The sequence below is a fragment of the Dokdonia ponticola genome (genome assembly GCF_042653865.1).
Taxonomy (GTDB): Bacteria; Bacteroidota; Bacteroidia; order Flavobacteriales; family Flavobacteriaceae; genus Dokdonia; species Dokdonia ponticola.
The window spans coordinates 170,905-197,380 of the sequence record NZ_JBHSFV010000008.1; the positions used below are offsets into that span (position 1 = coordinate 170,905).

Genomic DNA, 26,476 nt, shown 5'->3' on the forward strand with positions numbered 1-26,476 from the left:
GTTACACAAGCCTGTAATAAATAACTGACTGTGAGCTGTTTTAAAATTTAATTAATTCTATTACTGATAAAGCTGACTTCTATTTAGTGTAGAAGAATTGTTTTTATGTGAACTATTTATTTAAATAAAAGTAGTGCGCTAGATTAAGATTCTGTCTGCTACATTTTCCTCTACAACACTAGTATTTTGCCAAGACTGGTTTTCTATCTCTATGGCTAACTCTGCTATAGTAGGCTCTAAGAAAAGTTTAGTAATTTCTACTTTGACATCAAGCATTCGCTGAATATCTGAGGCGATCTTTACTGCTAAAAGACTATGCCCTCCAAGGTCAAAAAAGTTATCTTGTATTCCTATTTTGTCTTTTTGGAGTACTTTTTCCCAGATTGCGACTAATTGTTCTTGTAGTTCATTCGTTGGTGCTACATAAGCTATTTTTGTTGATAATTTTCCTTCATCCAACTTATTTAAAGCCTTCCTATCTATTTTCCCATTGGATGTTATTGGAAACTCATCTAGTGTAACAAAGTAGGATGGAATCATATATGCGGGTAGTATCCCCTTTAAAAACTTTCTTAATTCAGATGATTCTAAATTTTTATCAGATATTAAATATGCTACTAATAGTTTTTCAGTTGTATTTACTTCTTTGGCTAATACAACAGCTCCCTGAATATCTGGATGTCTTAATAAGGCATTTTCTACCTCACCCAATTCTATTCTATATCCTAAAATCTTTACTTGGTCATCCTTTCTTCCCAAAAATGCCAAATTACCATTTGGCAACCATTTTCCTATATCACCTGTTTTGTATAGTGTACTATTCTGGACAAATGGATTCTCTATAAATCTTTCTTGTGTAAGTGCTTCTTTATTGAGATAGCCTTGAGTCACTCCTACACCACCTATACATATTTCTCCTATAACTCCTTTTGGTTGCAAAGCATGATCTTGATTAAGTATATACACTTGCTCTTGATCCATAGGTATACCCACATCTAGGTTTTCATTCTCTTTTAAGATATGCCTAGATGACCATATTGTTGCTTCTGTAGGACCATATACATTGATACTCTGAAAATGTTCTTGTTTTAAATTATTATAGGTTTGACTATCCAATGCTTCCCCTCCAATTAGCATTACTTTTAGACTCTCAGGAAACGCAATTTTAGTATCGTATAATTGGATAAGCCTTGATGGAGTTAGTTGTATAATGTCTATTTGTTGTTCTTTTAATTTTTCCATAATCCTAAACGGATCATTAACATCTTTATCTGAGAAAAGATGTACTTCTTTTCCTGTACATAATCCTCCTAAAACCTCAAGAATAGAAATATCAAACGTAAAACTTGCTGTAGCCGCTATACTCTTATAAGATGTTAGATTTAATTTGGTATCTAAGTTTGGAATAAATGCTACCAAATTTCTATGTGATACCATCACACCTTTAGGATTCCCTGTAGTTCCAGATGTATATATTACATATAATAAATTGTCTGCTAAGATATTTTGGTCTTCTAATACTTGAGAATATTTTGATTTTTTATTTACAAAATCTTGAATAATTTCTTCATCTAAGCATATCTTATACTGACTATCATCTTTTATATATTGCTTTCTTTCTTCTGGATAATTTTTATCAATAGGTACATATACAGCCCCTAGTTTAATAATAGCTAGTATACTAATAATAGACCACTCATCGCGGGCTAGCATCATCCCTATTAAATCTCCCTTAGATATTTTATAAGTTGTTTGTATAAATAGTGCTAGTTGATTACTTACTAAGTCCAATTCCTTATAGGTATAGGCACTTTTTTCTACGACCAGTGCTATCTCATCAGGTGAGTTTTTAACTTGTTGAGCAAATAAATCTAGTATTGTTTTTTCAGAGCCTTTTTTCTTCTCATTCCCATACACTTCTAGTAATTCTTTCTTTTCATCTAATGAAAGAATATCGTTATTACTCATCTCTTTTTGCGGATTGTTCAAGTAGCAATGAAGCATTTTATCAAAATATCCATGGAGTCGCCTTAAGGAAAGGTTGGATGTAAGCTTTCGCGAAAGCTTATAATCAAAATTTAACGCTCCACCCGTAGCACTCAATGTTAGGTCTAGCATGGTATTGGTAGACTCGTAAGATTGATTTTTAAGAAATTTAAATTCTTCCTTGTCGTTTTCTTGAACATCTGCCCCAAAATCATCATAGATATGAAAATCTATAAAGTTAAAAAGCACATCAAAAAATGGATTCTTTTCGTCTGTTCTCTCATTTAAAATTTTTGATATTTCAAAGAGCGGCATTCTATCTTTACCTTTTAATTGAATTTGTTGCTTTTCTATCCCTTTAAAATACTCAATCCAAGTTGCTTCCTTGTAATTTTCAAAGTTTATTCTAACTGGTAGTGTATTCAAAAAACACCCTAATATTTTATCCCCATCTTCAACGATGGGTCTATTATTAGATACTAATCCAACAACAATATCTTCTTCATAGGTAAGCATTTTTAAAGCATACATATATGATCCAAACAGCACTGATTTTAAAGAAATGTTATCTTGACTCGCACGCGCTTTAATGGTATTTAAAAAAGTGGCATCATATCTTTGCATGTAATGATCTGTAGTTCTAGTCTTAGAAAAAATATCTAAGCGCTTATAATCAGACAATTCATCCTTCCAAAATTGAATGCTTGGAGTTCTTTTCTTTTCTATGATCTCTTGAGCAACAGCTTCTTTATAACTATACTCAAGAGTATTTATAGTATACTGCTCATTTTCAATTAATTTATTATAAATATCAAAAAGTTCTATATTAAAAGACGCAACACTCCAACCATCTAGTATGGCATGATGAAATTGAAATACAAAAACACTTTCCGTAGATTCAATATCTATAATGGTGGCTCTCCATAATGGAGCCTTTGTAAGATCAAATGGATTTTTACGCTCCTTCTGAACAAAATTAGTAATGTGGGCCTCTTTTTCTGATGCTGTTTTAAGAGAAATATCTTGATATTCTATTTCAACAGGTATCTTATTATAAACAATTTGCACTTGTTCTTCATAACTCTCTACATCAAATGAAGTCCTTAGAATACTATGCTTGTTTACCATTAATTGAAATGCCTTTTCAAAAGACATTCTATCTAATTTTGGTATTTGATAGACAAATTGATCGTGATATACCGCGCTTCCAGGATTAATTATAGAAGAAAAAACCATCCCTTTTTGAATATCACTCATCGGGTAGACATCTTCAATAGCAGCTGAATCCTTTATAGAATCAAAAACTTCTTTTTTAAGAGATTTCAATTCTTCTTGCACCTGATTATATAACCCTTCATCTTGAATGCTATCTCTCTGATGTATTAATTGTTGTGATAATTCTGATATGGTTTGATATTTATATAATAGATCAACTCCTAGACGAACATTAAAATATTTATTGATCTTACTTATAAGTCTAATAGCTACGATAGAGTCTCCTCCTAATTGAAAGAAACTATCTTCAATACCAACCTTCTCATATCCTAGTACATCAATCCATAAATCTACCAATGCTTCTTCTATTTTATTTCTAGGAGCCACGTATTTTTGAGATGACACCTCATCTAAAGTTGGTTCTGGAAGGGCTTTTCTATTTAATTTCCCATTAGCTGTAACAGGAATTTCAGATAATTCAATGATTAATGAAGGAATCATATATGATGGTAAATTATCCTTTAGATATTTATTTAGGATATCAGTATGACATCCTTCTTTAGGAACTACATACGCTATTAAACGTTGATTGCCTACTTGATCTTTTTTTACGACTACAACACTTTGTTGAACAATCTCAGACTGTTGTAGACTATTTTCTATTTCACCAATCTCTATTCTATTTCCTCTAATTTTTATTTGGTTATCTATTCGACCTATATATTCTATACTTCCATCTGGCAACCATCTAGCGAGATCTCCTGTTCTATAGATTCGTTCTCCTTTTACAAAAGGACTTTCTAAAAACTTCGTTTTGGTCAATTCTGGTTTGTTTAAATATCCTTGAGCTACTTGTATCCCTTCTATAATAAGTTCTCCTATTACTCCTATAGGTTGTAATTTTAAATCTTCATTGGTAATATAGATAGAGGTGTTGGCGACTGGATATCCAATAGAGACTGAAGTGTTTACTCTTTTACTATCGGAAAGATTGATGGCAGTTACATCTATTGCAGCTTCTGTTGGACCATAATAATTATGTATCTCTGTTGTTAAGAATAATTTTTTAAAATCTGTAACAACCTGTTCTGGTAATGCTTCACCACTACACACTAAATGTCTAAGAGAGTTACAAGTATTTATAGATGCTTGCATTAAAAAGACACCTAACATAGATGGGACAAAATGAATAATGCTAATAGCGTATTCTTCTATAATTTCTTCTAAATACAGAGGGTCTTTATGACCGTCTGGCTTTGCGAAAATCAATGTAGCTCCTGTAATTAAAGGCATTGTTAGCTCCCACACAGAAACATCAAAAGTATATGGAGTCTTTTGTAGAAGTTTATCTTTATTTGTGATTTCTAAATCGTCTCTCATCCATAATAAACGATTATATAATCCCGCATGATTATTTAAAACTCCTTTAGGATTTCCTGTAGATCCAGATGTATATATAACATAAGCAATATCTTCAGGCAATACTTCTGGTGCCAAAAACTCTTCCTGTATAGATGATAAATTATCTATACATATACGTATTGTATTTTCATCAATACATGTAGTATATCCGCTATCCTTCTGAATATATTCAAGCCTTTGCTGTGGATAATCTGGATCTATTGGAATATAGGTTGCTCCTAATTTTAACACGGCTACTATTGCTATTTGCATCCACTCACTACGGTGTAATTTTATAGCAACTAAATCTTGTTTTTGTATCGAAAATTCATTTTTAAGATAAATAGCCATTTTATTAGACAGGCTCTCTAACTCATTAAATGTTATTTTTTTATCATCAAAAATAACAGCTATAGCATCTCCATTATTTTCTAATTGCTCTTTATAAAGATCTAATATTGTTTTATTTTCAGGATACTCTTTTCTTGTATTATTAAAGGTATGTAATAATCTCTCTTCTTCTTTTAATAATATATCTATTTCACCTATTGTTGAATTTGTATTACTTAAAAGTTTCTCAAGCAAGTTTGTGTAATGAGATAAGAACTTTCTAATTTTATCTTCTTCATATACATCTGTGTTATAAATAACATTAAATGAAAGGTCATTATCCGAATTCTGAAAACTAATTTCTAAATCTAATTTTGACTTACAAATTCCACCATCAATAATGGATACTTCCCTTCTCTCATCTTGATTTACAACTGACGATTCTGTACTTGTTTCTTGAAAATTTAATAAGACATCAAAAAGCCTATTTCTACTGGCATCATTCTCTAATCCTAAATTCTTTATTAATTTATCAAAAGGATACTCTTGATATGTATATGCTTCTAACGTTGTTTCTTTTATTCTATGTAGAAAATCAATAAAATTTTGATTTGGATCTATTTGATTTCTGAACAAAATAGTATTTACGTAAAATCCTATTTGATCTTCTAGACTAGCTTGACTTCTACCTGTAACTGGAGAGCCAATTATAATGTCTTTAAGAGAAGTATATTTATGAAATAAAATATTCCAACTTGCCAAAATACCCATGAAAAGACTAGCTCCCTCTTCTTTACATCGTTCTTTAAATTGACGTACTACTTCAGTAGGTAAATAGACTTTCAATGATCGTCCGTTATGACTCATAATACTTGGCCTTACCTTATTTGTTGGTAAATCTATAATACTAGGCTCATCACTAAATTTTTTAACCCAATATTTTTCTTGAGCTAATTGCTTTTCATTATTAGACTGATCTTTCTGCCAGTAAGCATAATCCTTATATTGAATTTTTAATGGCTCAACAGTAATAGTCCGACCTCCTACATAAGCCTCATAATATTCTAGGATATCTTTTGTTAGTACTTTTAAAGACCATCCATCACTAATGATATGATGCATATTAAAGTATAGAATATACTTTGCATCTGAAGCTTTTAGAAGACTTACTCTCAATAGCGGCCCATACTCTAAATCAAAAGGTTTATAAGAATCATTCTTTATATACGTTTCTATATATTCTAGTGTATTGGTCTTCTGGCTACAGTCTATATATTGAATATTAAAATCTATTTCTTCGCTAGATAATACTCTCTGTCTTACTTCTCCAGAATCTAAGCTAATAAACACAGTGCGTAATATCTCATGTTTATCAATAACAGATCTTATAGCTTTCTCAAAACTATCAAGATCATAATCTCCATCTAATTCTCTCTGAAAAGGCATATTATATGCTACAGAACTTTCTGGAAATTGACTTAGAATCCATAATCGTTCTTGAGAAGAAGAAAGAGGATAATACTCTTGTTTGGGTGCATTAGGTATTTCAAGGTCATTCTTTTGAGATATGAAACTTTGGAAATACGTAATAATCTCTTTCTTATATTGTCGTATTAAATTGATATCATTTTCTTCTATATCTAGATCATCTACTTGAGCTATTTCTAAGTTTTCGCCTGAACAACTTAAAAGAATTCCTTTTAATCTTAAGTCTTTTATTAAATTTTGAATTATATCCATGGTATCTTTTTTATTCTGAGGTGTAACATATATTATTTGTGTAATTAGAATTGATTATTCTAAAACCCTCACCTCAGCCCTCCCCTATTTAAAAGGGAGGAAACTAAAGTGATTCGGTCATTAATCAATACAGCTTTGTTTAGTAAAAGAAGTAAACCTCTCCTTCTAATAAGCTACACTGAACTATTAAAAGGCCCTTATTTTAATGACCCTATAAATCGATATTTCATTCATACTTTCGTACCAACAAAACCATTTCTAAATAACTATCTTTTTTAAATCTTTCTTGTATTGAGAAGTCCAAATAGTATTTTCAACACTAATAGCTAAAAATGCTATTGTTGGATTTACAAAAACCTGTTGAATATTAAATTGAGCATTAAATTCCTTTTTAATTTTAAAAATAAGATGCATTGCCTTGAGACTGTTACCTCCTAACCCAAAGAAATCATCAGTAATACCAACTTTTTTAATACCTAAGACCTCTTCCCATACTTCTACGAGTCGTTTTTCTATGTCTGTTGTTGGTGCTACATATTCTTGTTTAACAAAATCTTCAGATTTTATTTCAGGAAGGGATTTCTTATCTATTTTTCCCGTTGGAGTTAATGGAAAAAATTCAATAAATTTATATACTCCTGGAATCATAAACTGAGGTAATTCAGATGTTAAGATCTTTTTAATTTCTGCTTTATCAATTTCTATTTGTTTTCTTATGTATGCGGTTAAATATTGGCTTCCTTTAAATTCTTTAAGTAACACTACTGCTTCTGAAACAGCATTTATACTTTCTAATTTGCGTTCGATTTCAGCAAGCTCAATACGCAATCCATTTAATTTTACCTGAGTATCTTTTCTTCGTATAAATTCAATTTCACCGTTAGGAAGTAATCTTCCAATATCTCCTGAGTAATAAACCCTACCATCTGAAGTAACAGGATCTTTTTTAAATACCTTTTTTGTCTGTTCATCTTTGTTAAGATATCCTAAAGACAAATAATCGCTCTTATACACTATTTCACCCTCCTGATATACTCCTAATTCATTGTCATTTTCGTCTAAAAGATATGCCGTTGTATTTAACACTGGTTTACCTAAAGGAATATTATTATTGTTTAAAATAGAATCATGGGATAAAAATTTCTGTAAAGTAATTGTTGATTCTGTAGGCCCATAATCATTTATAAATAACGCCCCTTTTTTGAAGTGCTTTTTAAAATATTCAAAATCCAAGGCATGACACGCTTCTCCACCCATATCTATGATCCGAACATTTTCAAAGACAGTTCCCTCACTTACTCCTTTTAAAAAATATCGATACACTGTTGGTACCATGTGAAGTATCGTTATTTTTTCTGACACTAACCAATTAGATAAATTTGTTAATGCATCGTATTCATGAAGATTATATATAGAAAGCTTTGCTCCATTTAGTAATGCTCCATAAATGTCCTTTACAGATGCATCAAAACTATAAGTGGGCAATAAACTTACAATGTCTTTTTCTGAAAGATGAATGTTATTCGTGTATACTCTAATAAAATGTAATACATTTCTATGATTCTGAATCACTCCTTTAGGATTGCCTGTAGAACCCGAAGTATATAATATGTATGCCTCTGTAAATGGGTCAATTTTAATATTCAAATTAGGAATATCATCAATATCTTTTTCTGATGAGACTACCATAATTTTCATATCTGGTAATGAAGAAGATAGATCATTAGCCAATTGTTGCGTATCCGAAGTACATAAAATTAAATCCACGTTAGAATCTTCTAACATATATTTAATTCTATTTAATGGATAATTTGTATCTATAGGCACATACGCATTACCTGTTTTAAGAGTTGCTAGCATTGTTAATACAGCGATATCTTTTTTATCTATTAATAAAGCAATTCTATGATGACCCGTAGCTACCTTATTTATAATATCGTTAGCTACTTTGTTAGCATTGTTATTAAGAGTTCGATAGGTAACTGATGTATTTTTTATACCAATCGCTACCGCTTCTGGTGTTTTACAAACTTGTTTTTCAAAACGACTTATAATGCTTTGGTATACTTCCTGATCCTCAAAAAATTGAAAATCATTAGTTGGTACCGGATCTTCCTCTTCATATAAAAATTTCTTGAATACGCTTATATCCTTTATGGATTGACTTGTATTATCAATCGCTTGATTTAGTATTGAAACATATTCTTCTATCCAATATTGAATACTCTCTTCTGCAAACAACCCTTTGTCATATACACAATTTATACAATAACTATTTGCATAACTCTTAAAATAAAACTCTATCTCAAATTTAGGTGGTGTGTTAAATTCTCCTTGAATCGAACTAAAATCTTTAATATCGTTATCAGATTTTAAATCAAAATCTAACATGTTTAAAAATATTGGACTCATTGGAAAATTACTTTGAAGGCTTTGTACTCCTAATTTTTCTAATAGATGTTCAAAAGGATAATCTTGATTGACCAATCCACTTATCAAGGTCTCATGCGTACTATGTAAAAAATCTTTAAAAGAACTTTCTTTGTCCAACTGATTCCTAAGCATTAGTGTATTTAAAAAACAACCTACTACATTCTTTAATTGATAGTGATTTCTATTTGCTACAGGAATTCCTAAGATGATATCCTTCTCGGACGTTAACCTATTTAAAAGAATATTTACAGATGCAACAAATAATGAAAATACGCTTACCTTATGTACTCTTGTAACAGCATCAATTTTATTTTTTAGTTCTTCATTTAAAAAAATAGTGTGATAGCCAGAAACCGTAGTGTCGCTTTTACTATTTCTATCATAATCTGCTGGTAATTGTAGGTATGGTAAGCTTCCTGATAGTTTAGTAGACCAATAATCTTCTTGTGTACTTAAAGATTCGTTTGTTATAATTTGATTTTGCCAATGTGCAAATTCTTTATATTGAATATCTAATTTTGGAACTTCTGGTTCTTTTCCGTCAATTCTTGAATTATAAATAGCCATTAAATCTCTAAAAATAACCCCCATAGACCAACCATCACTAATAATGTGATGTTGATTATATAAGATATCATACCCATTTTTGGTTTCGAGTAATGCTATTTTAAATAATGGAAATACTTCAAAATTAAATTCTTTATCAAAAACATCCTTGCTTGCTTGCTCTATCTCATCCACTTTATATACTGGACATTTTATAGGAGTTGGCTCTAATACCTTTTGCTTTGGAACACCATCTTTTTCTAAAAAAACGGTCCTTAACATTTCATGCCTACCTATCAATTCGTTAAGCGATTGCTGAAAAATCTTAATATTAACCTCTGGAATCCATTCCACTCTATTGTGCATATTGAATTCTATGGATCTACCCTCTATTTTATAAAGCAACCAAAAACGAAGTTGTGTCGGAGATACATCATAGTATTCTTGAGGTTCTAACGTTTCAATTTTATTAAATTTCTGTTTTGAAGATTTAGCAATCAAATCTGCATGAGAGACTAAAGTTGTATGTTGATATAAATCCTTTATATTTAAGTTTACCTCAAAATTCTTGTTATACTCATTTATTAGCTTTGTTAATATTAAACTATGCCCCCCTAAGGAAAACAAATCATCTTCAATGCTTATTTTTTCTGCACCGAGAACCTCTTTCCAAATCACCACCAATTGTTCTTCGAATTCATTTGTTGGTGCTACATATTCATTTCTTATAAGATCTTCTTGCGTAATTTCTGGTAAAGCAGTGTTATCTAACTTACCATTTGAAGTTAAAGGAATCCTCTTTACCGCCACATAATAACTAGGAATCATATAATCTGGCAGTTTACTTCTTAGCGCACTACGTAGTATCTGTCTATCTATTTCTTCATCACTCACATAATAAGCCGCCAATGCTTTATCTCCTTCAATATCAACATCAATAACAACTGCTTGATCTATTGATTTTACATCTTTTAGTATGTTTTCAATCTCTCCTAACTCTACTCGATATCCTCTTATTTTTACTTGATTATCTTTTCTTCCACAAAACTCGATCATCCCATTTGAAAGCCATTTTCCTAAATCCCCAGTTTTATATAATTTTCCGCTTTCGCGAAAGCGATTAACAACAAACTTCTCTGCTGTTAATTCTGGTTGATTCAAATAGCCTCTTGATAGCCCTAATCCTGAAATACATATTTCCCCAATAACACCTAAAGGCTGTAATCCTTCCTCTTCTGAAACAATATATATTTGAGTATTAGATATAGGAGTTCCTATTGGAATACTTTCCCCTAAACGATTCTGAAGATCAAAACTAGTCGTAACAACTGTATTTTCTGAAGGCCCATAATTATTGTAAATTTTAAGATGAGTTGCCTTTTGAGATAAAGACAAAGCTTCACCTCCTGTTAGTATTTTTGTTCCGTCTAATGCTATATTTTGAACTGATAACTCTTCACATATCTTCGTAGGTAAATAGGCATGTGTGATCTTATTTTCATTTAAAAACCCAGCTAAAGAATGTACATCATATCTAATTACTGAATCCGAAATTGGATATAAAGACCCTCCTGATACTAAATAAGGATAGATTTCCCAAACAGAAGCATCAAATCCAATACCAGCATATAAACTCCCTCTACTGAATGCGTCCAAGTTATACGTTTCAATATGCCAAAAACATAAGTTTGATAAACTTCCATGTTCAATCATTACTCCTTTTGGCTTTCCTGTAGATCCCGATGTGTAAATCACATAAGCTAAATTTTCTGGATTGATTACAATTTCAGGTAGCTCACTAGAAATCAATTTGTTTTTGCTGAAAGATGCTAGTTCATCTTCATCTATGGTAACTTTACTGTTACAATCTTGTTCTATAAAGCTAATACGTTCTTCTGGATACCCAGGATCAACTGGTACATAGGCACATCCTGTTTTTAAAACAGCCAATAATGAGATGACTAACCACTCACTACGATCTAATTTTACCGCAATTAAATCTTCTTTTTTGAGGTCATAATTAGATAACAAATACTGTGCTAATTGATTAGATACAACATCTAATTCTTTATATGTAAGCTCCTTATTTCCAAATATAATAGCAACTGCTTCTGGTGTCTTTTTAGCTTGTAACACAAATGATTCTACAATAGTTTTATTTGGGTAATCATTAGCAGTTTCATTAAATTCAATCAATAATTGAGACTCTTCTGCTGGAGTGAGGTAGTTAATTTTAGTAACTTTCTCTTTTGAAACCTTGATTGCTTTTGCTAAAAAATTCTCAAGATGAACTCGTAACCGTTCTATAAATTCTAATTCGTAAAGATCTGTATTATACTCTATTTGTAAGAGTAATTGCTCTTCGACTTCTATGAAAGCAAAACTGAGATCAAACTTACTAAATGACTTCTCTATTTTTTGATATGGTGTAACTTTCAGGTCATCCAAAATCAGATCATCATAAGGAGTTACTACTTTTTGCTGATTTTGAAATACCACTAAAACATCAAACAATGCAGATCTACTTATATCTCTTTTTATATCTAACTCCTCTACCAAACTATCAAAAGGATAATCTTGATGAGAGTAGGCATCTAATAGTGTGTCTTTCTGTATTGTTAGTAATTCTTCAAAACTAATATCCTTTTCAAATTTAGTACGGATCGCTAGTGTATTTAAATATAAGCCCACTTGATTTTCTAAATCACTGTGTTCCCTACCTGCAACTGGTGTACCCAGAATAATATCTCTGGTGTTTGTATATCGCGAGAGCAACCCATTAATACTAGCCATTAAAACCATAAATAGTGTTACTCCTTTTTGTTGAGCAAATTTATTAAGTTGAAAGGTTAACTCCTTAGAAAATAAGTGATCTACCCCTGAACCATGATAGGTTTTTATTTGGGGTCTTACCTTACTAAATGGTAACTCTAACAATGGTAATTCTCCAGAAAATGTGTCTAGCCAAAAGGTTCTAGTATTTTCTATTTTTTTTTGTCTAGTTGTACTGTGTTGCCACTCTGAATAGTCTTTATATTGAATTGGTAATTCTGGAAAAACTATTTCTTTTCCTGACATCAGTGTGTTATAAAATTCAATAAACTCTCTAGTTAATATTTCCATAGACCATCCATCACCTATGATATGATGCATATTAAACATCAAAATATAGCGGTCCTTTGAAACACTAACAATTTCTCCTATAAATAAAGGCCCTACCTGTAAATTAAAGATATGCTGTCTAAAAGTATTTATGTGGGCTTCCAAAATAGTATCACTTTCAAACGTGCTCATATCTGTATATCGTAGCTCACTTGTATATATTTCTTGTGGAATGATATACTGTCCCAGTACTCCGTCTGCATCTTCTTTAAAAATAGTACGAAGACTCTCGTGACGTTGTATCAGTTTAGTGAAAGCTAATGAGAGCTTCTCGATAATAACAGTTCCCGTAAATTCAAAAGCATAAAAAATATTATATGCTATATTACTTGTTTCAAACTGACTTAATGTCCACAATCGTTGTTGTGATGAAGTAAGTGCATAATAATCCTTGTTTGGTGCTTTAGGAATAGACTCTAAAGAAGAAAGCAACTCAATTAACTCACTTTTATGCTCCTTAATTTCATCAATAATCTCAGAGGTTAATGTCCCTTTAGGCGCATTAATCTTAAGGCTTCCATTTACAATCTTAAGTCCAATTTTTAATGACTGTAATTTGTGTATTAAATGTGTTATCACTATATGTTTTTTTTTAAATTAAGCTGAAATGCAAAAATTATTTCTACAGTTATGGCGTCATCATTATGCTACTTAAAAAAGTAGATTATAGTAATTACCATTTAAAATTATTAGTGTCTACTACCCTAAAACCCTCACTTATTTTAAGAGAGGGAACCAAAGTGATTCGTGTCATTAATCAACACGGCTTTGTTCAAAAAAGGAGTAGCACCTCCCCTTAAGTGTAAGCCACACAGAATCTTTAGATGGTCATTATTTTAAAGACCTATCAAACTTTTAATTTGTTGACTTGATATCAACAAAATTCTTTTCTTAAATAATTATCTTTTTTAAATCTTTTGTGTGCTGAGTATTCCAAACAGAGTTTTCAATACTAACAGCTAAGAATGCTATTGTTGGATTTACAAAAACTTGTTGAATATTGACTTGAGTATTAAACTCATTTTTAATTTTAAAAATAAGATTCATTGCCTTTAAGCTATTACCTCCTAATTCAAAGAAATTATCTGTAACCCCTACCTTTTTTATTCCTAGAACCTCTCCCCACATTTCTACGAGTCGTTTTTCTATATCGGTTTCTGGCGCTACATATTCTTGCTTAATAATATCTTTTTCTTCGATAGTCGGCAATGCATTTTTATCTACTTTTCCATTAGGTGTCAACGGAATAGCATCAAGTATTACGTAGTAACTCGGAATCATATAATCAGGTAATTGACTTCCTAATGATACCCGTAATTTTTGTTTATCTATCGGCGAATTACTCACTAAATAAGTTACAATTACAGGATCATTGTCTACCTTGTTTACCATGACAACGGCCTTATCAATATCATTACAAGACATTAACACATGCTCTATCTCTCCTAATTCTATGCGATAGCCCCTTACTTTTACTTGACTATCTTTTCTTCCCATATACTCTATCGTACCATTAAATAGCCACCTTCCTAAATCTCCTGTTTTATACAAACGCTCTCCTGGTACATATGGATGATCTATAAATTTTTCTTTCGTTAATTCTGGTTGATTTAAATAGCCTCTTGCGAGTCCTTCCCCAGAAATACAAATTTCCCCAACAACACCTAAAGGCTGTAATTCTAAATTCTCTGAAAGAATATAAAACTGTGTATTGTCCAAAGGTTTTCCAATAGGCACTGATCTCTTATATGAACCCTCTAACTTTAAGTAACTACTATACGTTGTATCTTCTGATGGTCCATATAGATTACGCATTTCAATTCCTGAGTGAGCAAAACGATCTGCTATCGTAAGAGGAAACGCTTCTCCAGCAAGATTGATCGCAACCGCATTTTTAAAAATTACTTTTTTATCCAAAAGTGTTTGAATAACAGACGGTACTGTATTTAATAAGACGTTACGCTCTGTATGTAAATAATCTCCTATTACCAAGCCATTGGATAACAATCGTATTTTCTTTCCAATGCTTAATGGATAGAAAAATTCATATACTGATAAGTCAAAACAATGAGATGTAACAGCATATAGTATATCAAAATCTGTATACTTAAATTCTCGAATTGCCCAATGTAACATAGCAACCGCATTGTTATGTGTAATCATTACTCCTTTTGGTTTTCCTGTAGAACCTGAAGTATAAATTACATATGCAAGGGCATCTGCTGTTACAGTTACTTTCGGTGGTTTATTTGGGATGTCATTTTCATTTGTAAATGCATCCAACAAGTCTTTATCTATAGTTACTTTACACTGACTATCCTCTTCTATATATGCTATTCGTTGCTGTGGATAATTAGGGTCAATAGGTACATAAGCACATCCTGATTTAAGTATTGCTAGGATAGCGATAAGCATCCATTCATCACGAGCTATTTTGACTCCTATTAAATCTTCACTATTGAGTTCATAATAACTCAGTAAATAATTAGATAACTCATTAGACTTTTCATCTAATTCTTGATATGTAAACTCTTTATCATCACAAATCAATGCAGTGCTATGAGGTGTCTTTTTAGCTTGTTTTACAAACAAATCAACAATTGTATTATTTTTTGGATATGTTATACTTGTATTATTAAGTTCATGTAATAAATAATGCTTCTCTGACTCTTTTAGATATGGTATTGTATCTAAAGACATCAATGGTGTTTTTAATATATTATGAAGCAATTGTTTAAAATGCGACATCAAGTTTTTAATCATATCGGCTTCATATACATCTGTATTGTATGTCATATCAAACGATAGATAATCCCCTATCTCCTGAAAACCAATCTCTATATCATATTTTGAAACTTTTTTATGAGAATCTGTAATCGTTGTGACATCCTCTTCAGAAATAATCATATCAGATGATAAATCTGTCGTATTCTGTAAGACCAACATCACATCAAAAATAGCGCTACGGCTTATATCCCTTTTTACGTCTATGGCTTCTACCAAATGATCAAAAGGATACATCTGATGTTCATAAGATGCTAGGGTCGTATTTTTTACTCTATTGAATAAAGAAACAAAGCTTTCTGAAGGATGTATCTTATTTCTAAGCGCTAGCATATTTACATAAAATCCTATTTGATCTCCTAAATCTGCGTGATCTCTACCAGCTACTGGACTTCCTATAACAATATCTTTTGCAGAAGTATATTTATAAAATAACACATTCCAAATTGATAATAGACTTATGAATAAACTGCCATTGTATTGTTGACTAAAATCCTTGAGTGCTGATGTATCCTCTTTTGAGATATACGTTCTAAAACCATTTCCATGATGTGTTTTTATAGAAGGTCTCAGTAAACTAGAAGGTAAATTTAATAATGGTAATTCTCCTGATAATAATGATGTCCAATAAGCTTTATCTATACCACTCTCATCCTGATCCAATTTAGATAATTGCCATGCAGCATAATCTTTATATTGGATATTAAGAGAATGAATAGCCAAAGGCGTTTCTGTCTTGAAAGATTCATAAAATGCTAAAACATCTTTTGAAATAACTGCCATAGACCATCCATCGCTAATAATATGGTGCATATTGTAATAAAAGATATAGGAATCATCTGCTGTTCTTAGTAGGCTTACGCGAAATAATGGCCCTACTTCTAAATCAAAGGAGCTATAAGCATCCTCATTTATATATCGCATCGCATCACCTAAACTATCAGATGCTTCTCTAAAATCAGTGTACCCAATTTTAAAATCAAGCACCTCAGAAGAAGTTATATATTGGCGTAATTCTCCTTCATCATTTAGTTTAAAAACAGTACGCAATATTTCATGTCTATCTATTACAGCTAATACTGCTTTGCAAAAGCAATCTATATCGTAATCTCCTTCCAAAACCGTATGAAAAGGCATATTATATACTTCAGATCCTCCATCTAATTGGCATAGTGTCCATAATCTTTGCTGCCCAGCAGATACCACATAACTTTCTGACTTAGGTATATTAGGTATTTTATAATGGGTAGTTACCTTTGCTTTTTCTAATAGTACAGCATGAGATTCTAAAGTTTGATTAGAAAACACCTCTTTTAAACTGAGTTTAATCTGAAAAATTTGATGATACTCATGTATTAATTGTGTCGCTTTTAAACTGTGACCTCCTAGCTCAAAAAAGTTATCAGTAGCACCAATTGTATGTTTCTGAAGAATATTACACCATAGGCTTGCTATTTTAACTTCTGTATCTGTTCTTGGCGCTATATATTCTTGTTGTATCGTATCAGCCAACGTCACTTCTGGTAATGATTTCCTATCTACCTTACCATTAGATGTTAATGGTATTGTATCTAATACAACGTAATAACTTGGCAACATATAATCAGGTAGCATCATACGTAATGACGCTCTTAACTGTTGTTTATCAACAAATGTCTTACTTACGATATATGACACTATTTCTTTAGCTCCCTCTACATCTTTAATGATGACAACTGCTTGAGTAATTTCATTATGATACAATAATGCATATTCAATCTCACTCAATTCTACACGATATCCTCTTATTTTTACTTGCGTATCCTTACGCCCCATAAAGGCAATCCTTCCATCTGGTAGCCAACGCCCCAAATCTCCAGTTTTGTATAAGATTCCGCTCCTGCCTGCCTGCGAACTAGGTTCGCAAAAGCGGTTAAAAACAAACTTTTCTGCTGTTAAATCTGGACGGTTTAAGTATCCTCTAGACAGTCCATCCCCTCCTAAACAAATTTCACCCACAACCCCTATAGGTTGCACATCTAGATTGTCTGAAAGAATATATGCAGTACTATTACTTATGGGATACCCTATTGGAATATCTTCCCCTACTTCTGGGATGGTATACGTAAGAGAAAACGTAGTGTTTTCTGTGGGACCATATCCGTTAATAATCTCTAATTCTGGATACGTACTCTTCAAAATGGCTATATGTTTTGGTGATAATTTATCACCTCCTGCTAGGACTGTAGATAATGGAGCAAATAATCCTATAGACGTATCTACTAGCATCTGAAGCCAACCTGCAGTAAACCACATCACATTGACATTTCTCTCTTTTATCTCACTAGATAACAGCTCATTATCTAGTAAAGTGTCTTTTGAACATAATACCAAACAACCTCCATTCAATAAGGTTCCCCAATACTCAAACGTAGTCGCGTCAAAGGAAAAAGCACCTGTACTTAATAAAACATCAGTAGTAGATAATTGATAAAAGTTTGCGGATTTTACTAAACGTATAATATTCTTATGCTCTACCATGACCCCTTTAGGGTTTCCTGTCGATCCAGAAGTATACATGACATATGCCAAGTTATTTGACGAATACTTAATTGCAGGTAATACATTAGAAATTTCTTCACTACTATTAAAAGCTTCAAGTACGTCCTTATCTATCGTTACTTTACACGCACTATCCCGTTCCATATACGCTATACGTTGTACTGGATAATTTGTGTCAATTGGCACATAGGCGCATCCTGCTTTTAAAATGGCTATGATAGAAATGATCTGCCATACGTTATTGTCAAGTTTTACGCCTACTAAATCTTCGATAGCAAAATCATAGTGTTTAAGTAAATAATTAGCTAGTCTATTAGATACCTCATCTAATTCTCTATACGTATATTCCTTATTTTTAAAAATAATTGCTATTGATTCTGGGGTCTCTTTTACCTGATCTACAAACAGTTCTACAATAGTTTTATCCTTAGGATATACTACATCTGTTTTATTAAAATCATATAGTAATTGTTGTCGCTCACTTTTTGTCGTATAAGATATTTCTGTAATACGACGGGTTGGTTTTGCAATACATTCTTTTATGAGTTCTTCAAAATGTGTTGCTATTTTTTCTACAAAAACAATATCATAAATATCTGTATTGTATTCCAGTTGTAACGTTAATTCTTCATGTTGATCGGAAAAAACAAAGCTAATATCAAACTGACTTACTTGGCGATGTTGTTTTATGTAAGGACTTATTTCTAAATCTATGCTAGCATCCTTATGTTCTCCAAATAAGTTTTGTTGATTTTGAAATACTACCATAATATCAAACAATGCTGACCGGCTAGTATCTCTTGGTATATCTAACGTATTTATTAAATCATCTAAAGGATATACTTGGTGTGCATAAGCATCTAAAAGGGTCTCTTTTTGAAGAGTTAATAGTGTATCAAAAGATGCCTTATCATCAAACTGTGTGCGTATGGCTAGTGTATTTAGGTATAATCCTATCTGGTTTTCTAATGCCTCTTGATCTCTTCCAGCTACAGGTGTTCCTAATACAATATCTGTAGTGTTTGTATATCTAGAAAGCAATGCATTCAAACCCGCCATTAATGTCATAAAAACGCTTACCCCATTATTTTCTGAAAAGGTGTGTACTTGATTACGTACTTCTTCAGAAAATGTATGTGTAAGATAATCTCCATTGTAGGTTTTTATTTTTGGTCTTGCTTTAAATGTAGGGAGTTCCAACACGGGTACTTCTTCTTCAAATTGACCTAACCAATATGCTTCAGATGCTACTAATTTAGATTGCCCTGCTTCTGTTGCTAGCCACTCTGCATAATCTTTATACTGTATGGAAAGCGTTGGTAATGTAATTGCTTCTCCTTTTACTAAAGAAGCATACACCATCATAAACTCCTTACTCAATACCTCCATAGACCATCCATCACTAATAATATGGTGCATGTTCAGTACAAGTAAATAATCATCTGTAGCCAACTTAACCAAACCTGCCTTCACTAAAGGCGCATTACTCAAATCAAAACAATGATTATTGTTTGCTTCAAGAACATCTGCAATCGCTGCTTCTTGATCTTTTACATCGCTCAAGTCTTGTTGTTCTATCAAAAAATCAACATCGCTAGAAGAAAGTATATACTGACGTACCTCTTCCTGATCATCGCGCATAAAACGAGTTCGCAAACTCTCATGACGAGCTATTAAAATAGAAAAAACTTCTTCTATTAGCGTAATATCCAAACTGCCTTTTAACTGAAAAACAGCTGGAATATTATAAGCGATACTCCCTTGTTCAAACTGACTTAATACCCAAAGTCTACGTTGTGATGAGGTCAAAGCATAACTTGGCTTATCTTCAGACTTCGGAATCGATATTTGCGTACTCTCTGTTAGAAGACCTGTAATTTCTGAAATAGTAGGATGTAAAAAGACATCTTTTACAGAAAGCTCTAGCCCTAATTCTTTTTTAATTTTATTGACGATTAAAGTGACTTTAAGACTATGACCGCCTAATTCAAAAAAGTTATCTGTAATTCCTATAGGATGCATTCCTAAAACTTCTTCCCAAATGGCAACTAGTTGTTGCTCTACCTCTGTAACTGGTGCTACATATTCATTTTTTATGAGATCTTCTGAAGCGATTACCGGCAATGCTTTTTTATCTACTTTCCCATTTGCTGTTAACGGTATCATATCTAATGCTACAAAATAGCTAGGCACCATGTAATCTGGCAATTCACTACGTAAAGAAGTACGTAAAACTTGCTTATCAACTAATTCATCACTAGTATAATAAGCGACCAAAACATCTTCTCCTTGAAACTCAGATACCGTCACAACGGCTTGGTTAATGTTATCTGTAGCTACTAATGTGTTTTCTATTTCTCCTAGTTCAATACGATAACCTCGTATTTTTACCTGGTCATCTTTTCTACCTACAAATTCTATATTGCCATCAGGAAGCCATCTTCCTAAATCTCCGGTCTTATATAAGGTTCCGCTTTCGCGAAAGCGGTTAAAAACAAATTTCTCTTTTGTTAATGCTGGTTGATTTAAATAGCCTCTGGACAATCCATCGCCAGAAATACAAATCTCCCCTACAACACCTAATGGCTGTAATAACTCATCTTCAGAAAGAATATAAATCTGAGTATTGGATACTGGAGTTCCTATTGGAATACTTTCACCTACACGATTTTTAAGATCAAAACTTGTGGTGACTACGGTGTTTTCTGAAGGACCGTAATTATTATAAATATGTAATCCTTGTTTTCCTTCTGGGAATTTAAGTGCTTCTCCTCCTGTTAAAATTTTTGTATTTTCTAATGTAATATCTTGAGCTATTAATGCTTCACAAATTTTTGTAGGTAAGTACGCATGTGTAATTGCATGTTCTTTCAAGAATCCTGCAAGAAGAGTTGCATCATATCTAACTTCTGAATCAGAAATTGGAAATAATGAAGCTCCAGATACTAAATAAGGATACATCTCCCATACCGAAGCATCAAACCCAATTCCTGCATAAAGACTTCCTCTACTGGATGGTGTAACTCCGTATACGTCTATATGCCAAAAACATAAATTCAATACACTTCTATGTTCTATCATGACTCCCTTAGGTCTTCCTGTAGAACCTGATGTGTAAATCACATAAGCCAAATTTGAAGGTGCTATATGTACTTTTGGAAGTGATGTAGGCAGGTTTTCTGTATGTAAAAATGAGTCTATGACCGCTTCATTTATGGTGATCACGCAATTACTATCCTCTTGAATATATTCAATACGTTGCTTAGGATAACTTGGATCAATGGGTACGTAAGCACATCCTGTCTTTAAAACAGATAATAGAGAGATGACTAGCCACTCACTACGACCTAAGATAACCCCAACAATATCTTCATTTGACAACTCAAAGTTAGAGAGTAAATAATGTGCCATCTGATTTGATAAGGCATCTATCTCTTTATATGTGAGTTGTTTTTTATTATACGTAAGAGCAATAGCGTCTGGAGTCTTCTCTACCTGCGCTGCAAATACTTCAACAATAGTCTTCTCAATATTATATGGTACTTTTGTATCATTAAAACTAGTGACCAATTGATGCGTATCTTCTTCAGTTAAGAAATTTATTTTAGTGATACTTTGATTAGAATTTTCAAGACAAGCTTTAAATAAATTCTCTAAATGACTTACTAAATTCTCAATAAAATTCTTCTCGTAGATATCTGTATTGTAATCCAGATGTAATGATAATTGATCAGTGGTTTCTGAAAAAATAAAACTCAAATCAAACTGACTTACTTGACGGTGTTGTTTTGTAAAAGGTGCTATTTCTAATCCTTTTATAGCCACTTCTTTTCCTCCAAATAAGTTTTGCTGATTCTGTAATACTACAATCACATCAAATAAAGCAGACCTGCTCGTATCCTGTTGAACATCTAATGTATCTACTAGGCTATCAAATGGATATTCTTGATATGCATACGCATCTAACAACGTATTCTTTTGAAGTTCTAATAACTCCTCAAAACTAAAGGTGTTATCAAACTGTGTACGTATGGCTAGTGTATTTAGGTATAATCCTATCTGGTTTTCTAATGCTACTTCATCTCTTCCAGCTACAGGTGTTCCCAATACAATATCTGTGGTGTTTGCATATCTAGAAAGCAATGCGTTCAAACCTGCCATTAATGTCATAAATAAGCTAACTCCTCGCTGCTCTGAAAATGTTCTTAACGCTATACTGAGCTCTTTAGAAAAATGATGGTTTATCGCATTTCCGTTATAAGTTTTAATTTTTGGTCTCGCCGTAAACGTAGGGAGTTCTAATATTGGTAATTCTCCATCAAATTGACCTAACCAATAGGTCTCAGATGCTACTAATTTAGATTGCCCTGCTTCTGTTGCTAGCCACTCTGCATAATCTTTATACTGTATGGAAAGCGTTGGTAATGTAATTGCTTCTCCTTTTACTAAAGAAGCATACACCATCATAAACTCCTTACTCAATACCTCCATAGACCATCCATCACTAATAATATGGTGCATGTTCAGTACAAGTAAATAATCATCTGTAGCCAACTTAACCAAACCTGCCTTCACTAAAGGCGCATTACTCAAATCAAAACAATGACTATTGTTTGCTTCAAGAACATCTGCAATCGCTGCTTCTTGATCTTTTACATCGCTCAAGTCTTGTTGTTCTATCAAAAAATTAACATCGCTAGAAGAAAGTATATACTGACGTACCTCTTCCTGATCATCGCGCATAAAACGAGTTCGCAAACTCTCATGACGAGCTATTAAAATAGAAAAAACTTCTTCTATTAGCGTAATATCCAAACTGCCTTTTAACTGAAAAACAGCTGGAATATTATAAGCGATACTCCCTTGTTCAAACTGACTTAATACCCAAAGTCTACGTTGTGATGAGGTCAAAGCATAACTTGGCTTATCTTCAGACTTCGGAATCGATATTTGCGTACTCTCTGTTAGAAGACCTGTAATTTCTGAAATAGTAGGATGTAAAAAGACATCTTTTACAGAAAGCTCTAGCCCTAATTCTTTTTTAATTTTATTGACGATTAAAGTGACTTTAAGACTATGACCGCCTAATTCAAAAAAGTTATCTGTAATTCCTATAGGATGCATTCCTAAAACTTCTTCCCAAATGGCAACTAGTTGTTGCTCTACCTCTGTAACTGGTGCTACATATTCATTTTTTATGAGATCTTCTGAAGCGATTACCGGCAATGCTTTTTTATCTACTTTCCCATTTGCTGTTAACGGTATCATATCTAATGCTACAAAATAGCTTGGCACCATGTAATCTGGTAATTCACTACGTAAAGAAGTACGTAAAACTTGCTTATCAACTACTTCATCACTAGTATAATAAGCGACCAAAACATCTTCTCCTTGAAACTCAGATACCGTCACAACGGCTTGGTTAATGCTATCTGTAGCTACTAATGTGTTTTCTATTTCTCCTAGTTCAATACGATAACCTCGTATTTTTACCTGGTCATCTTTTCTACCTACAAATTCTATATTACCATCAGGAAGCCATCTTCCTAAATCTCCGGTCTTATATAAGGTTCCGCTTTCGCGAAAGCGGTTAAAAACAAATTTCTCTTTTGTTAATGCTGGCTGATTTAAATAGCCTCTGGACAATCCGTCGCCAGAAATACAAATCTCCCCTACCACCCCCATAGGCTGTAATAACTCATCTTCAGAAAGAATATAAATTTCTGTGTTAGAAATAGGCTTTCCGATAGGTACAGATTGACCTATAAATTTTTGAGCATCATACTTATATATTGTTGAACTTATCGTAGTTTCTGTTGGTCCATATTTATTATAAAAATCAACGTTACTACCTAATCTCTCTGCTAATTCTTTAGGGCAAGCTTCTCCTGCACAAATAATTCTTCTCAAACCTTTGCAACTCTCTATATCTTGAATTTGACCTATATAGCTAGGTGTTGCATGAAAATGAGTAATCTTGTGCTTCTTTAATACTTTTGAAAAATTGGTAACGTCCATAATGTCATCTTTTGATACAATGACTAATGAAGCTCCATTTAGTAATGCTAAAAATAGTTGCTCGATAGAAGCGTCAAAAGCAATATTAGAGAAATACAATATATTCTCTGTTTTGTCTAATGCGTAGTACTCCGATTGATGTAACATATAGTTTACCAATGAGTCATGACCTACCATCACCCCTTTTGGCTTTCCTGTTGAACCAGAAGTATAAATTACATATGCTAGTTCTGAAATTTCTGTGGCAAACTCTCTAGGATATGTCGTATCTGACATTCTAAAATTAGTAAGTAATGCTTCATCAATAGTCAATTTACAATCACTATTGGATGTTATATATGTGATTCTTTCTTCTGGATAATTTATATCTATAGGTAAATAGGTACATCCAGCCTTAAGCACTGCAAGTACACTAATAACAAACCACTCACTTTTTTCTAATTTTATACTTATGATTTCTTCTTTAGAAACTTTATGGGTATTTACAATATAATAAGCTAATTGATTGGATAAAACATCTAGCTCTTGATATGATATGTTTTTATTATCACATTGTATTGCTGTTGCATCTGGTGTCTCCTTTGCTTGATTTAAGAATAAATCAATAACTGTTTTTTCTTTTGAGTATGTAACTTGAGTATTGTTAAAATCAACTAGTACTTGCTGCTTTTCTTCTTGTGAAAGAAAATCTATAACGTCAATTTTTTCTTTTGAGTTAGAAATTCCTATTTCTAAAAAACACTCAAGATTGTATATGATCTTTTCTATAAAGTCAGATAAGTAAATATCTGTATTATATCCTAGATTTAAATGTATTCTCCCCCCTACTTCTGCAAAAGAAAAGCTTAAATCAAACTTGCTAAATGACTTCTGTATATGATCATATGAAGATATTTCAATACCTTGAAGACTTACTTCTTCAGAAAATAATAATTCCTGTTGGTTTTGAAAAACAACAAGTGTATCAAATAATACAGATCTACTTATATCTCTTTTTATCTCAAGTTCTTCTACCAGACGATCAAAAGGATATTCCTGATGTGTATAGGCATTTAATAATGTGTTTTTTTGTATTGCAAGTAACTCTTCAAAACTTGTAGTTTGTTCAAATCTTGTACGAATAGCTAGTGTGTTTAGGTATAACCCAACTTGGTTTTCTAAATCACTATGCTCTCTTCCGGCTACGGGTGTTCCTAAAATAATGTCTCTCGTATTTGCATATCTAGAGAGTAATCCATTAATTCCAGTCATCAAAACCATAAATAATGTTGCCTCATTTTGCTGAGCATATGTATTAAGTTGAGATGTGAATGTTTCAGAAAATTTATGATAAATACTAGAACCATTATATGTTTTATGCTTTGGCCTAATCTTATAAGAAGGTAATTCTAGTACAGGTAATGCTCCTGAAAAAGTATCTAACCAAAAGGTTTTAGATTTTTCTAATAATGCTTTTCTAGTATCTGTGTTTTGCCATTCTGAATAGTCCTTATATTGAATAGGTAATTCTGGTAATATCACTTCTTGCCCTAAAGAAAGGCCATTATAAAGCACTATAAATTCCTTATTTAGTAGTTCCATAGACCAACCATCTCCGATAATATGGTGCATGGTAAACATCAATATATGCTTATGGTCGGCTACCTTAACAATCGATCCTATAAATAACGGCCCTTGAGCTAAATTAAAAGCTTGCATTTGCATTGCTTCAGAATAAGCTCTTATATCATGAGTAGTTGCATCACTTAAATCTACAAACTGTAAAGCTCCAGTGTAGGTTTCCATGGGAATTATATATTGACTTAGTTGTCCTTGCTCATCTTCTTTAAAAATGGTACGAAGACTCTCATGTCTTTCTATTAATTTAATATAAGCTAACGATAAAACATCAATATCTATTTCTCCCTTAAATTCAAATGCATTAAATATATTATATGCGGTATTGCCTGCCTCAAATTGACTTAATGTCCACAAACGTTGCTGAGAAGAAGTAAGCGCGTAATAGTCTTTCTTTGCTGCCTTAGGAATAGACTCCGAAGAAGAAAGCAATGCAACTAGCTCACTCTTATGCATTTTGATTTGATCGATAATCTCAGGAGTCAACGTTCCCTTAGGAGCATTGATTTTGAGATTTCCGTCTACTACCTTAAGTCCAATTTTTAATGACTGTAACGTATGTATTAAATGTGCTATCACGATATAATTTTTTCAAGTTAATTTGAAACAACAAAATGGTTTCTAGAGTTACGACGCTACTAGTATCAACTAATTATCAATTGATTGTAATTACAACGACCTAAGAAAAGGGCGTTAACAAGCA

General features: G+C 32.3%; 3 protein-coding genes. All 3 read right to left on the reverse strand.

Going from position 1 to position 26,476, the window contains the following annotated elements:
* Positions 1-138 precede the first annotated feature (138 nt).
* The 3 genes from ACFO3O_RS13765 to ACFO3O_RS13775 all read right to left on the reverse strand — a co-directional run bounded on the left by ACFO3O_RS13765 (position 139) and on the right by ACFO3O_RS13775 (position 26,352).
* Positions 139-6,672 carry an amino acid adenylation domain-containing protein gene (locus ACFO3O_RS13765; RefSeq protein ID WP_379979767.1) on the reverse strand — a complete coding sequence of 2,178 codons (6,534 nt, stop codon included), beginning with the start codon at positions 6,670-6,672 and terminating at the stop codon, positions 139-141.
* 258 nt (positions 6,673-6,930) lie between these two features.
* Entirely contained in the window at positions 6,931-13,392 is a 6,462-nt protein-coding gene (locus ACFO3O_RS13770; protein ID WP_379979769.1) for an amino acid adenylation domain-containing protein, read from the reverse strand.
* Between the two features lie 312 nt (positions 13,393-13,704).
* Complete coding sequence (locus ACFO3O_RS13775) at positions 13,705-26,352, reverse strand: amino acid adenylation domain-containing protein (RefSeq protein WP_379979771.1); 12,648 nt, start codon at positions 26,350-26,352, stop codon at positions 13,705-13,707.
* Positions 26,353-26,476 lie beyond the last annotated feature (124 nt).

Bases quoted from the DNA above. Each gene is read 5' to 3' on its own strand.
- ACFO3O_RS13765 (WP_379979767.1), bottom strand. From the start codon at position 6,672: ATGGATATAATTCAAAATTTAATAAAAGACTTAAGATTAAAAGGAATT.